This window comes from Cryobacterium sp. Y57 (assembly GCF_002929505.1).
GTDB lineage: Bacteria > Actinomycetota > Actinomycetes > Actinomycetales > Microbacteriaceae > Cryobacterium.
Genome location: NZ_PJJL01000073.1, coordinates 146637 through 158569 on the forward strand (window position 1 = coordinate 146637; position 11933 = coordinate 158569).

Below are 11933 nucleotides of genomic sequence, written 5' to 3' on the forward strand. Positions count from 1 at the left end.
CCGTGCCGAGTTCCACCCCGGAAGAGCCGTTGCCGAGCCGTCGGCAGTTGCGCGCGCAGCAGGCCGCAGCGGAACAAGCGGCCGCGGGAGAGCGCCAGGCTGCACCGCCTCCTGTCACCGTCGCCAAAGACAGACCGCTGTTGCCTCGATTGGCCAGCGAAGCAGCCGTACCCCCGACCGACGCCACCGACTTTTGGACGGCGACCGAGAGCGGCGGCGCCGGCCGCGGCCGTGCAAACCGGCGCTCACTTTTGGCCGGCGAACCTCCCCGAGAAAAGCGCAGCCACAAGGCCGCCTGGGGTTGCCTCATCGTTTTTGCCGTTCTGGCTGCGCTCGTGGCCGGGGCCTACTTCTTTCTTCAAGGTCCGATCTCGCAAATCATCGCGGCTACACAGGGCCCCGCTGATTTCACGACCGAGGAGGCAGCCTCCGGTGAAGACGTCGTCGTCATGATTCACGGTGGTGATGGCGGCTCGGACATCGCCTCCACCCTGGTAGACCGGGGCGTAGTGAAGAGCTTCGATGCGTTTTACACGCTTCTGTTACAGGCTACCCCGGAGCCGGTGTTCCAGCCCGGTGCTTACCAGTTGAAGACCAAAATGGTCGCGAGCACAGCCCTCGATGCGCTGCAGGCTGACGGTACGCGACTACGCCAGACCGTCGTCGTTCCGGAGGGAACCGCGGCCGTCGACGTGTTGCAGTCGATATCCGAGGGCACCGACATTCCTCTCACCGACGTGCAAGCCGCTGCGGCCAACGTGGGCTCGTTTGGGTTACCGCCCGAAGCGACCACGCTCGAAGGTTTTCTCTTTCCTGCCACCTATACGTTCTCACCCGGGGACACCGCCCAGGTCGTCCTGCAGGCCATGGTTGATCGGCAGTTCGAGGCCCTTGATTCGGCCGGGGTCGCTGTTGCCGACCGCTGGTCGACCGTCGTGTTCGCCTCCCTCATTCAACGAGAAGCTGGCCTCGCCGCCGATTACTACAAGGTGTCCCGAGTCTTTCTGAACAGGCTGAATCCGGCGCAGTGGAAAAGTGGTCTACTGCAGTCCGATGCGACCGTCGCTTACGGTACGGGAAACACCCACCTGGTGACCACGACCGATGCCGAACGCGGCAATGCCGGCAACGCGTACAACACCTACGTGCACCCCGGCATGGTCGTCGGCCCCATCTCGAACCCGGGTGACTTGGCTATTGACGCCGCCCTGCACCCGCTGGATGGCCCGTGGCTGTTCTTCGTGACCGTCAACCTCGATACCGGTGAGACGGTCTTCTCCACCACCGTGGCAGAACACGACGCCGCGGTCGTCATCTGGCAGAACTGGATGAGGGAGCACCCCGAATATGGATAGTCTGACCTCGACTCGGCTGGCGGTGCTCGGCTCGCCGATCAAGCACTCCCGTTCGCCGCTGGTGCACCGAGCCGCCTACCGGCAGCTGGGACTCGACTGGTCCTACGATGCTGTCGAGGTCAAATCGGGTTCCCTCGCCATGTTCCTGAGCAAGCTCAAGCCAGAATGGCGAGGTTTGTCACTCACGATGCCGCTCAAGCAGGAGGTTCTGCCGTTCATCGACGACTGCGACCGGGTTGCCCAGCTGACCGGTTCGGTCAACACAGTGCTGCTGCGCCGGGTTAGGGGGCGCGGCACACTGAGCGGCTTCAACACGGATGTTTCGGGTCTGGTGCGCGCCCTCGCCGAAAGTGCAGTCACCCAGGCGACGCACGTGACCCTGCTCGGATCGGGCGCAACGGCGTCATCCGCTTTGATGGCGGCCGCAGAACTCGGCGCCGAGTTCGTCACGGTGCTCATGCGGGACGCACGGAAAGCGCAGCCACTGGTGGACCTCGGCCGGACCCTGGGCGTGGTCGTTGACCTGCAGGATTTCAGCGGGGTGAGCCGGGTCGACAGCGATGTCGTGATCAGCACGCTGCCGGGAGGAACCGTGCTGCCGTCGCCGCTTCCGCTGGAACTGCGCGAACGTGCCGTCTTGTTCGACGTCGCGTACTCACCGTGGCCGAGTGGGGTCGCCACGTCGTGGCAGGCGGCGGGGGGCACGGTGGTGAACGGACTCGGCATGCTGCTGCATCAGGCTCTCATTCAAGTGCGGGTCTTTGTTACCGCTGACCCGTTTGAACCATTGCCCGACGAGCCGTCCGTGCTCGCGGCCATGCGCGGTGCGCTCACCCGTGACACTGGCTTCGACGATGCTGTGGAAAGATAGGAACCATGCTTCGTTGGCTCACTGCCGGAGAATCTCACGGCCCAGAACTCATCGCCATTGTCGAGGGTTTGCCCGCTGGAATCCCGGTCACCCTTGATTCGATCCGCCTCGATCTGGCGCGCCGCAAGCTCGGCTACGGCCGAGGCGCGCGCATGAAATTTGAAGAGGACGAGCTCACCATCTCGGGTGGTGTGCGGCACGGGCTCACCCTCGGTGGCCCGGTCGCACTGCGCATCGGCAACTCGGAATGGCCCAAATGGGTCGACGTGATGAGTGCAGCGCCGGTGGACCCCGGCACGATGACCCGCGGTCGTGGTGCGCCGCTGACCCGGCCGCGGCCTGGTCACGCCGACCTGGTCGGCATGCAGAAGTACGACTTCGACGAAGCCCGCCCGGTGCTGGAACGCGCCAGCGCTCGGGAAACCGCCGCACGGGTGGCGCTGGGCGCTATCGCCAGGTCCCTTCTGAACGAGCTCGGGATTCACCTGGTCAGCCACACGATCGCCATCGGACCGGTACGCGTGCCAGACGGCGCGCCGTTGCCGTTGCCCGGAGACGTCGACGCCCTTGATACTGACTTGCTGCGCTGTTTCGACGCCGCGACATCTGCTTTGATGGTCGCTGAAGTGGATGCCGCGCACGATGATGGTGACACCCTCGGCGGCGTCGTCGAAGTGCTCGCCTACAATCTTCCGCCAGGCCTCGGATCATTCGTGCACTGGGACCGTCGTCTGGATTCGCAGCTGGCCGCTGCCCTCATGGGCATACAGGCGATCAAGGGCGTCGAGGTCGGCGATGGTTTCGAGACCACCCGTCGTCGCGGGTCCGACGCGCACGACGAGCTCGTGCAGGCGGATGGCGTTATTGTGCGGGTCAGCGACAAAGCCGGCGGCACAGAGGGTGGTATGAGTACCGGCACGGTGCTGCGCGTTCGCGCCGGTATGAAGCCGATCGCCACGATTCCCCGGGCACTGCGCACGGTCGACGTGGCAACGAGCGAGCCGGCAGCGGCGCACCACCAACGCTCCGATGTCTGTGCGGTTCCGGCGGCCGGTGTCGTCGCCGAGGCCATGGTGGCGCTCGTGCTCGCCAACTCGGTGCTCGAGAAGTTCGGCGGCGACTCGATCAGAGAGACCCGCCGTAACCTCCAGTCGTATCTGGCCGAAATTCCCGCCAACCTGCGCACCGGTGCGTCCAGCGACGCGACACTGTGACGAGTTTTCGGCCCGAGCGATGCTGAGTCTGCGTAACTCGTTGCTGCCGGTCGTCTTCATCGGGCCGATGGCCTCCGGGAAGACCAAGATCGGTCGCCGAGTGGCACGCGGCCTGAACGTGCCCTTCATCGACACCGATAAACGCATCGTTGAACACTACGGTCCGATTGGCGAGATCTTCGCTCGTGAGGGCGAAGAGTACTTCCGCATCATCGAACGCGAAGCCGTCGATTGGGCTCTCGGCGAGCCCGCCATCGTGTCGCTCGGTGGGGGAGCGGTGCTGAATGCCGACACCCGGTCCGACCTGGAAAACGCGACGGTCGTCTATCTGAGCGTCACGACGGCGGCAGTGCAGGCGCGTCTGGGCGGCAGCACAAGACCGCTTCTGGCGGGGGGAGTCACCGACTGGGAACGCATTTACAACGTTCGTCGCTCCACCTATGAGGCCCTCGCGACGATTCACCTGGATACCTCCAACCGGCCCATCAGCGGCATCGCCGACGAAATCGTGAATTGGGTACAAGAAAGAAATGATGAGTGAGATTTTCGAGATGACCGATCAGCCCGCAACGACCGTGATCACCGTGACGGGGGTCGAGAGCTATCCGGTCCACGTGGGGCGTGGCCTCGTCACCACCGTCGCCGAGCAGCTGGGCAGCGGCGTCAACAAGGTGCTTATCGTGCATACGTCCACCGTCGGTGCCCGCGCCGTTGCACTGCGGGACAGCCTGCTTGAAACCTATTCCGAAGTGTTGCTCGCTGAAGTTCCCGACGCCGAGGCCGCCAAGCGTGTCGAGGTGGCAGCGTTCTGCTGGGGCGTGATGGGTCAATCCGACTTCAGCCGTACCGACGCCGTGATCGGGCTCGGCGGCGGCGCGGTCACCGACCTCGCCGGTTTCGTCGCGGCTACCTGGCTGCGCGGTGTGAAGCTCGTGCAGATTCCCACAAGTGTGCTCGGCATGGTCGACGCCGCCGTCGGCGGCAAGAACGGTATCAACACCGCCGAGGGCAAGAACCTGGTCGGCACCTTCTACGCGCCCGCCGCCGTGCTCTGCGACCTGGACCTGCTCGAGGCGCTGCCGAAGAATGAGATCCTGGCCGGGTTCGCAGAAATCGTGAAGGCTGGCTTCATCCAGGTTCCCGAAATTCTCGACATCATCGAAGCGGATGTCGACCGTGCCACTGACCCGACCACCCCCGAATTTCGCCGGCTGATCGAACTGTCCATCGCGATGAAAGCCCGCATCGTGGGGGAGGACTTCAAGGAGGTCGGCCTCCGTGAGATCCTCAACTACGGCCACACCCTCGGCCACGCGGTCGAGCACGCCGAACGGTACGGCTGGCGCCACGGCGCTGCCGTTGCCGTCGGCATGATGTTCGCGGCCGAGCTCGCTGCCTTGAGCGGCCGGCTCCCGGTCGAGGTCGTCGACCGGCACCGCAGCATTCTCGAATCGCTGACCCTGCCGACCGGTTATCCGGTGGGCCGCTGGCCCACCCTGCTCGCCACGATGCAGCGCGATAAGAAGACGCGCAGCGGCATGCTGCGCTTTGTCGTGCTGGACGATGTGGGCAAGCCCACCATCCTCGAGGGCCCGGACGCCTCCCTGCTGTTCAGCGCGTACCAGGCCATCGGCCAATAGCCTCAGGCCGGGACAGCCTTCGTGGCACTGGCCACGGCATCCTCTTCGGCGGTGTCGGTTTCGGCCGATCCGGCAAGCGGGGTCATCGTGGTCATGAGCTCGGAGCGGATGAGAAAGCGCACACCGCGCGGGGCTTCGGCGCTGAAGCCGCTGCCGCGACCCGGTACGACGTCGACGGTGAGAAAGGTGTGGCTCCAGTAGGTGAACTGTTCGGCCGACATCCAGAAGTCGAGTGGCTGGCCGGGCTCATTGGCCGGAGCGATATCGAACTGGCCGAGGCGCACGTCCTGATCGGAGGTGATGAACTCGCCGGCCATGAACAGCATCGGGGAACTACCGTCGCAGCATCCGCCGGACTGGTGGAACATGAGGGGCCCGTGCTCCTCCCACAGGCTGCGGAGCAGATCCACCGCGACCGGAGCGAGTTGCACGCGGGGAACGGTTTCACCGGCGATCGTGACCGATGCGGTGATCGTGGGTGTCGACATTGACTGACCTCCTGCTAGACGGATGAAGATATAAGGGGCTGCCTACGACGTTACGTCGTTAGCAGCCCCCGGGCCAGATTTCGAGCGAACTCCCACCCGTTGGGCTGCTCGGCGGACCCGATTGATCGGTTTAGAAGAAGCCGAGCTTATTTTCGGAGTAGGACACCAGCAGGTTCTTGGTTTGCTGGTAGTGACCGAGCGCGAGCTTGTTGTTCTCCCGGCCGATGCCGGAGCTCTTGTAGCCGCCGAATGCCGCGCCGGCCGGGTAGGCGTGGTAGTTGTTCACCCAGACACGGCCGGCCTGGATGTCGCGGCCGGCCCGGTAGGCGACGTTGCCGTTTCGCGACCAGACACCGGCTCCGAGGCCGTAGATGGTGTCGTTGGCGATGGAGATAGCGTCGTCGTAGTCCGTGAAGCTCGTCACGGCCAGTACCGGACCGAAGATCTCCTCCTGGAACAGGCGCATCTTGTTGTGGCCCTCGAAGATGGTCGGCTGCACATAATAACCGTCGGTGAGGTCACCGCCAAGATCGGCACGTTCGCCGCCGAGCGCCAGTTTCGCGCCCTCCTTGGTGCCGATGTCGATGTACGACAAGATCTTCTCGAGCTGGTCGTTGCTGGCCTGTGCGCCCATCTGGGTGTCCGTGTCGAGTGGGTTGCCCTGGATGATCTTTCTGGCGCGGGTGACCGCGTCCCCGAGGAAGCTGTCATAGATCGGCTTCTGCAGCAGCGCCCGGCTGGGGGCCGTGCAGACCTCTCCCTGGTTGAAGGCGAACAGCACGAAACCTTCCTGGGCCTTGTCGTAGAAAGAATCCTTCGCCTCTGCGACGTCGCTGAAGAAGATGTTTGGGCTCTTACCGCCGAGCTCGACGGTCGACGGGATGATATTGGCCGAGGCGTATTGAAGGATCAGGCGGCCGGTAGTGGTTTCGCCGGTGAAGGCGATCTTGCGGATGCGGTTGCTTGAGGCGAGCGGCTTGCCGGCCTCGAGACCGAAACCATTGACGATGTTGACCACTCCGGGGGGGAGGATGTCGCCGATGAGCTCCATCAGCACGAGAATCGAAACCGGGGTCTGCTCGGCTGGCTTGAGGACGACCGCATTGCCGGCGGCGAGGGCAGGGGCCAGCTTCCAGACGGCCATCAAAATGGGGAAGTTCCATGGAATGATCTGGCCGACGACGCCGAGCGGCTCGTGGAACTGATACGAGACCGTGTCGCCGTCGAGCTGGGCGTGGTCGCCGTCCTGGGCGCGGATCGCCGAGGCGAAATAGCGGAAGTGGTCGGCGGCGAGGGGAATGTCGGCATTGACCGTCTCGCGAATGGCCTTGCCGTTGTCCCAGGTTTCGGCGACGGCGAGCATTTCGACATTGGCGTCGATGAGGTCGGCGATCTTGTTCAGCACAGCGGCGCGCTCGGCGGGGCTGGTCTTACCCCAGGCAGGAGCGGCCTTGTGGGCGGCGTCGAGCGCCAGTTCGATGTCTTCGGCGGTGCCCCGAGCGACTTCGGCGAATGCCTTGCCGGTGACCGGGGTGATGTCTTCGAAGTACTGGCCTTTGACGGGGGCGACCCATTCGCCGCCGATCCAGTTCTCATAGCGGGACTTGAAGGTAATTTTAGAGCCTGGTGTTCCTGGGACTGAATAGACGGTCATGTCACTCCTATTTCGACGACGATGTCGGGCTCGCAAACCTGCGGCCTAACATGACTCTACGAGGGGGGACGTTGCGAAACGTTGCGATGGCCACCGATTTCAACTTCGATGCGCGCAAGATGCGCCACGACCGTTGCACGTTTGGGCGATCGGGCCGGAAGCAGCTCAAGACAGGCCCGCCAGACTTCGGTGTCCCAGGTGGCTTCTTCGGTGCGCGCGTAGCTGAGCAGCAGGTCGACCGAAGCATCCGCGAGCATTGCGTCGCGCAGTCGGCTGCTCACTTCTGAACGTATTTCGATGATCCCGGGAGCGGACGATCCCGGAAGTACAGCGCCGCGGTAAGCGCCGAGAGCCACCCGGTGGGCGCCGCGCTGCAGAAAGGCCAACACCTGTTGGGCATCGAGTTCAAGCCGTGATTCCAGCCGATACGGTCGGGAGGTGATCGTGATCGAGGGATCGAGGAGGGCAAGTACCTTGCGTACCCGCACCATTTCGGCGCGCAGCGTTTCCACCGCTGTGTCCAGATCGAAGAGGTAGCTGGAAAGACGATCGGCGGAAAGTCCTTCGCGGTGCCAGGCGAGGAGCGTGAGAATCTCGGTGTGGCGGGGCGAGACATCCACGGTGTTGCCGCCGTAGCATAACTGGCCGTGATCGGTGCCGAGCACACTGAGGCGGGCCGGCGCCAGTCGCTGCACGGTCGTCGGTAGTGATGTCTGCGACCGGCGGGTGGGCGGTGAAGAATTCGGCTGGCCGAGGCGCTGGATGCGTAATTCTGCCTCCATCGCGGCGACAGCTGCTTCAACGAGGGGGAGTGTTTGCGGTGCGACTGCCTGATCGCCGCCGGTGATGTCGATCACGCCGAGGATTTTGCCGGTGTCTGGATCGTGGATGGGCACGGCCGTGCAGCTCCAGGAGTGCGCAAGGGCGTTGAAGTGTTCGGCGCGCCGAATCTGAATACCGCGGTCCAGGGCCAGCGCGGTACCGGGGGCGCTGGTTCCGACCCGTTTTTCTGACCAGTCCGCTCCCTCGACGAACAGCATCTCCTCGACCTGACGGCGCAGCGCCCGGTCGCCATCGATCCAGAGCAACCGGCCGGATTCGTCGCCGATGGCCACGAGTAACTCAGCATCAAAGGCGTGGCGAATAAGCAGGTTCTGCACGACGGGTAATACCGTGGCGAGCGGATGCTGGTTGCGCAGGTCCCGCAGTTCGCGATCGGACAGCGCCCGCTCGGGTGCCACACTGCCGGGATCGAGGCTGAGAGAGAGCGACCGCTGCCAGGAATCCTGGACGAGCTGGCGCACGCCGGTCTGGAAGACTCGGCCTGTGACGGCGGATTCGTGGGCCCGTTCCAGGGCGAGCAGACTTTCGTACGCCGACCCGGACGGAACCGACGAGGTACTCTTCAAGCCGTGTCCCATCAGCGTCTGCCTCCATTAGCAGTAGCGGGCGCAGCTGCCGCGGCCGCCGTTTCAATGTCATTCTACGGGCACTGCCGCTCCGGGGCGTGCGGACCATCGAATTACCCGAATCCGTGCCATCGCCGCCGCCCAAATTGAACCGCAACGTCGCCGACACCCGGACGACCGGACGCCCGCCGGAAGATACCCACAGCCGAGCGGATTCAGGAAATTCCTGTGGATAATCCTTCGCGACTGCGAGACCGGCTCATGCTGGGCACATGACACTCAACATCGTCGACGCTCCACCCGTGAGCACTGTGGTGCAGGCCAAGGCACGGGTTTTCGACCTGATCGGCCACGCTATCCGCCACCAGCTCTGGCTCATGGTTCTCGACGCCCACGGGCAACAGCTCCCGCTGATGATTCCCCTCGACGGCATTCCGCTCCGGCCGGAACCTGGTTCGGTGCGAGCGTTCGCCGTGAGGATCAACGAAATCCTGGCCAGGGACGCCCCGGGAGGCAGCCTCATTGTGACCCTGGAACGACCAGGGTCAGCGGCCCGCACCGCCCCAGACCAGGCCTGGGCAGTGGAGTTGACCGAGTCCTTTGGCAAACTCATGCGCATTACCGGCCTGTTCATCGCCCACGATGACGGCGTGGCCGTACTCACTCCCTGACGGAGACTGCCGACACGGCAGCTGCACGGGGACGGCCTAGGCTGAGAGGATGAGTACAGTGCTGGTTCTGAACGGTCCGAACCTCGGGCGCCTGGGTAGTCGCGAGCCGGACGTGTACGGGTCGGCGAACCTGGAGGACCTGCGCGAGCTGCTCGTCGCATCCGCTCGTGACGGGGTCTCTATCGATCTGCGGCAGACCGACGACGAGGCTGAGCTGATCCACTGGCTGTACGAGGCCGTTGACGAGCGGACGCCGGTCATCCTGAATCCGGCAGCGTTCACGCACTACAGCTACGCGCTGAGGGATGCCGCTGCCCTCGTCACCAAGGCTGGCCTGCAACTGATCGAGGTGCACCTCTCGAACCCGCACGCTCGTGAAACCTTTCGCCACACGAGTGTGGTGAGCGCCATCGCGACCGGTGTCATTGCCGGTCTTGGCTTCGACTCCTACCGGTTGGCACTGGACTTCGTCACCGCTTCGTGACGCAGGGTCGAAACGGTGCCTTTGGCGCTTGAGGCTTCGGCACCTAGACTTATTATGGTGCCATTTGCACCCGCGCACCTTATCAATTGAACGGAACACCCCTCCCATGGCTTCTACCGCTGATATCAGAAACGGCGTCGTACTCAACATGGACGGCCAGCTCTGGGCCGTCGTCGAGTTTCAGCACGTCAAGCCGGGCAAGGGTGGCGCCTTCGTTCGCACCAAGATGAAGAACGTCGTCTCGGGTAAGACCGTTGACCGCACGTTCAACGCCGGTGCCAAGATCGAGACCGAGAACGTCGATCGTCGCGACTTCCAGTACCTCTACAACGACGGCGATGCCTACGTCTTCATGGACGTGGCCGATTACGACCAGATCACCGTCCCCGCAGCAGTCGTGGGCGATGCGAGCAATTTCATGCTCGAAAACCAGGCCGTGACCGTGGCCCTGCACAACGGCAACCCGCTGTACGTCGAGCTGCCGGCATCCGTCACCCTGGAAATCACCTACACCGAGCCGGGCCTGCAAGGCGACCGCTCCACCGGCGGCACCAAGCCGGCCACAGTGGAGACCGGTTACCAAATTCAGGTTCCGCTGTTTCTCGAGCAGGGCACCAAGGTGAAGGTCGATACCCGCACCGGCGACTACCTCGGCCGCGTCAACGAATGAGCGCACGTACCAAGGCTCGCAAGAGAGCCATCGACATCCTGTACGTCGCGGACGTGCGCCAGATCAGCATTCCGGAGTCGCTCGCGATCGAGGCTGAGCGTGCAGCAAGCGAGCCAGCCCGTCTGGTGTCCTGGCTGTATGCCCGAGAGCTCGTGGACGGGGTCGTCGACCACCGTGAGGAGATCGACGAACTGATCGAGACCTACTCGCAAGGCTGGTCGCTCGCTCGCATGCCCAACATCGATCGCGCTATTTTGCGGATCGGTATCTGGGAGATCCTGTACAACGACTCAGTACCGCACGCCGTCGCCATCGATGAAGCCGTCGAAGCCGCCAAGATTTTTTCAACGGATGACTCGGCCGGTTTTGTCAACGGACTGCTCGGCAAGATCGCCCAAACCGCGCCGTCTGCTTAACAACCCGACCGGCAGGATCGGCTGTTGCCGGGCGCGTCTCGACGTCACCGAAGGACACGAACATGGATAGCTTCGGACCGAACGGCTCCCGCGACGAGCCGGTGCAGCCCAACTCATTCGTGCCGCCGCTGCCGGGGCCAGTCGTTTCGTTTGCGACCGTGCCGAAGACCAACACCTTGGCGATTGTGTCACTCGCGTCGTCGTTCTTCGTCGGTCTCGTCGCAGTCATAACGGGGCACATTGCGCTGGGGCAGATTCGCGCACGCGGCGAACTCGGCCGCGGTTTTGCGCTGGCCGGTCTCATCATCGGATACGTCCATATTGCGGTGGCAACCCTTCTGGTGGTGTTGCTGATCGTGTTCGCCTCCGCTTTTGGAGCATTCTTCGTCGCGCTGAATGCAGGCCTAGCTTCCTCGACGCCGGCGGAATCTCCGGCACCGCTGCCGACCGGTCAGGTCGGCGCCGCCAACTTCGATGGCGGCTATCTCGAATTCGGTTCCGGCGCCGTCATCGTCGACGAGTATGTGGATTTGATGTGCCCGTTCTGCGCCCAGTTCGAAGAGACCAATGGAGAACTGCTGGCCGCGGGGGTGGAAAGCGGTGTCATCACCCTTCGGGTGCACTCGCTCACCTTTCTCGACCGAGTCTCTCAGAGCACGAACTACTCCAGCCGCGCATCCGCAGCGCTGACCTGCCAGGCCACCCTGAACCCCGATCAGACCCTCGACTTTCTCGCGTCACTGTTCGCCAAGCAACCACTCGAACAGACGACCGGGCTCAGCAATAGCCAACTCGTCGACCTCGCGTCCGGCGCGGTCAGCATCGCCGACTGCGTTGAAGCTGGGAAATACCAGACCTGGTCGCAGGAGAACACCGAAACGGCCGTGACCGGGCCGATCGCCGGAGCTGAGGTCGCGTCCATTCAGGGCACCCCAACCGTGCTCGTTGACGGGGCGCTCTACACCGGCAGCAACCTTGACCGGGCCGAATTTCAGGCTTTCGTTGCCGCTGCTTTTTCGTAATTCGTTTTTCCCGAAGCCGTTGGTGCGCGGACAACGGCG

Annotated in this window: 12 protein-coding genes and 1 pseudogene; 10 read left to right on the forward strand and 3 right to left on the reverse strand. The window is 63.8% G+C overall.

Going from position 1 to position 11933, the window contains the following annotated elements; translation table 11 throughout:
- Positions 1-2 precede the first annotated feature (2 nt).
- The 5 genes from mltG to aroB are packed head-to-tail and all read left to right on the forward strand — an operon-like array spanning position 3 to position 5080.
- Positions 3-1355, forward strand: a complete 1353-nt coding sequence (gene mltG, locus CXY72_RS18015) for an endolytic transglycosylase MltG (protein ID WP_233197931.1) — start codon at positions 3-5, stop codon at positions 1353-1355.
- Positions 1348-2226: a shikimate dehydrogenase gene (locus CXY72_RS18020; protein ID WP_104129034.1), complete on the forward strand. Its 879-nt coding sequence runs from the start codon at positions 1348-1350 to the stop codon at positions 2224-2226. Before mltG ends, CXY72_RS18020 begins: the two co-directional genes overlap by 8 nt.
- A gap of 5 nt (positions 2227-2231) precedes the next feature.
- Positions 2232-3440, forward strand: a complete 1209-nt coding sequence (gene aroC / locus CXY72_RS18025; RefSeq protein WP_104129035.1) for a chorismate synthase — start codon at positions 2232-2234, stop codon at positions 3438-3440.
- A gap of 19 nt (positions 3441-3459) precedes the next feature.
- Positions 3460-3981 (forward strand): shikimate kinase, encoded by a 522-nt coding sequence (locus CXY72_RS18030; protein ID WP_233197932.1) that lies wholly within the window; start codon positions 3460-3462, stop codon positions 3979-3981.
- Between the two features lie 10 nt (positions 3982-3991).
- Complete coding sequence (aroB, locus tag CXY72_RS18035; protein WP_104129220.1) at positions 3992-5080, forward strand: 3-dehydroquinate synthase; 1089 nt, start codon at positions 3992-3994, stop codon at positions 5078-5080.
- A 92-nt stretch (positions 5081-5172) separates the two neighbouring features.
- Here aroB and CXY72_RS18040 read toward each other — a convergent pair.
- From CXY72_RS18040 to CXY72_RS18050, 3 genes and pseudogenes are all read right to left on the reverse strand, one after another.
- Positions 5173-5568 (reverse strand): annotated as a pseudogene (locus CXY72_RS18040) (DUF779 domain-containing protein); the annotation flags it as partial.
- A 130-nt stretch (positions 5569-5698) separates the two neighbouring features.
- On the reverse strand, positions 5699-7222 hold the full coding sequence (locus tag CXY72_RS18045; RefSeq protein ID WP_104129037.1) for an aldehyde dehydrogenase family protein: 1524 nt from the start codon (positions 7220-7222) through the stop codon (positions 5699-5701).
- A gap of 56 nt (positions 7223-7278) precedes the next feature.
- Complete coding sequence (locus CXY72_RS18050; protein ID WP_233197933.1) at positions 7279-8631, reverse strand: GAF domain-containing protein; 1353 nt, start codon at positions 8629-8631, stop codon at positions 7279-7281.
- 272 nt (positions 8632-8903) lie between these two features.
- Here CXY72_RS18050 and CXY72_RS18055 point away from each other — a divergent pair, with 272 nt between their 5' ends.
- From CXY72_RS18055 to CXY72_RS18075, 5 genes are all read left to right on the forward strand, one after another.
- Positions 8904-9302, forward strand: a complete 399-nt coding sequence (locus CXY72_RS18055) for a hypothetical protein (protein WP_104129039.1) — start codon at positions 8904-8906, stop codon at positions 9300-9302.
- A 49-nt stretch (positions 9303-9351) separates the two neighbouring features.
- Positions 9352-9786 (forward strand): type II 3-dehydroquinate dehydratase, encoded by a 435-nt coding sequence (locus CXY72_RS18060; RefSeq protein WP_104129040.1) that lies wholly within the window; start codon positions 9352-9354, stop codon positions 9784-9786.
- Between the two features lie 106 nt (positions 9787-9892).
- Positions 9893-10456: an elongation factor P gene (efp, locus tag CXY72_RS18065; RefSeq protein ID WP_104129041.1), complete on the forward strand. Its 564-nt coding sequence runs from the start codon at positions 9893-9895 to the stop codon at positions 10454-10456.
- Positions 10453-10872, forward strand: a complete 420-nt coding sequence (gene nusB / locus CXY72_RS18070; RefSeq protein WP_104129042.1) for a transcription antitermination factor NusB — start codon at positions 10453-10455, stop codon at positions 10870-10872. The genes efp and nusB overlap by 4 nt, the downstream gene beginning before the upstream one ends.
- A 62-nt stretch (positions 10873-10934) precedes the next feature.
- Positions 10935-11894: a thioredoxin domain-containing protein gene (locus CXY72_RS18075; protein ID WP_104129043.1), complete on the forward strand. Its 960-nt coding sequence runs from the start codon at positions 10935-10937 to the stop codon at positions 11892-11894.
- Positions 11895-11933 lie beyond the last annotated feature (39 nt).

Bases quoted from the DNA above. Each gene is read 5' to 3' on its own strand.
- CXY72_RS18020 (WP_104129034.1), top strand. From the start codon at position 1,348: ATGGATAGTCTGACCTCGACTCGGCTGGCGGTGCTCGGCTCGCCGATC.
- aroC (WP_104129035.1), top strand. From the start codon at position 2,232: ATGCTTCGTTGGCTCACTGCCGGAGAATCTCACGGCCCAGAACTCATC.
- CXY72_RS18030 (WP_233197932.1), top strand. From the start codon at position 3,460: ATGCTGAGTCTGCGTAACTCGTTGCTGCCGGTCGTCTTCATCGGGCCG.
- aroB (WP_104129220.1), top strand. From the start codon at position 3,992: ATGACCGATCAGCCCGCAACGACCGTGATCACCGTGACGGGGGTCGAG.
- CXY72_RS18045 (WP_104129037.1), bottom strand. From the start codon at position 7,222: ATGACCGTCTATTCAGTCCCAGGAACACCAGGCTCTAAAATTACCTTC.
- CXY72_RS18055 (WP_104129039.1), top strand. From the start codon at position 8,904: ATGACACTCAACATCGTCGACGCTCCACCCGTGAGCACTGTGGTGCAG.
- CXY72_RS18060 (WP_104129040.1), top strand. From the start codon at position 9,352: ATGAGTACAGTGCTGGTTCTGAACGGTCCGAACCTCGGGCGCCTGGGT.
- efp (WP_104129041.1), top strand. From the start codon at position 9,893: ATGGCTTCTACCGCTGATATCAGAAACGGCGTCGTACTCAACATGGAC.
- nusB (WP_104129042.1), top strand. From the start codon at position 10,453: ATGAGCGCACGTACCAAGGCTCGCAAGAGAGCCATCGACATCCTGTAC.
- CXY72_RS18075 (WP_104129043.1), top strand. From the start codon at position 10,935: ATGGATAGCTTCGGACCGAACGGCTCCCGCGACGAGCCGGTGCAGCCC.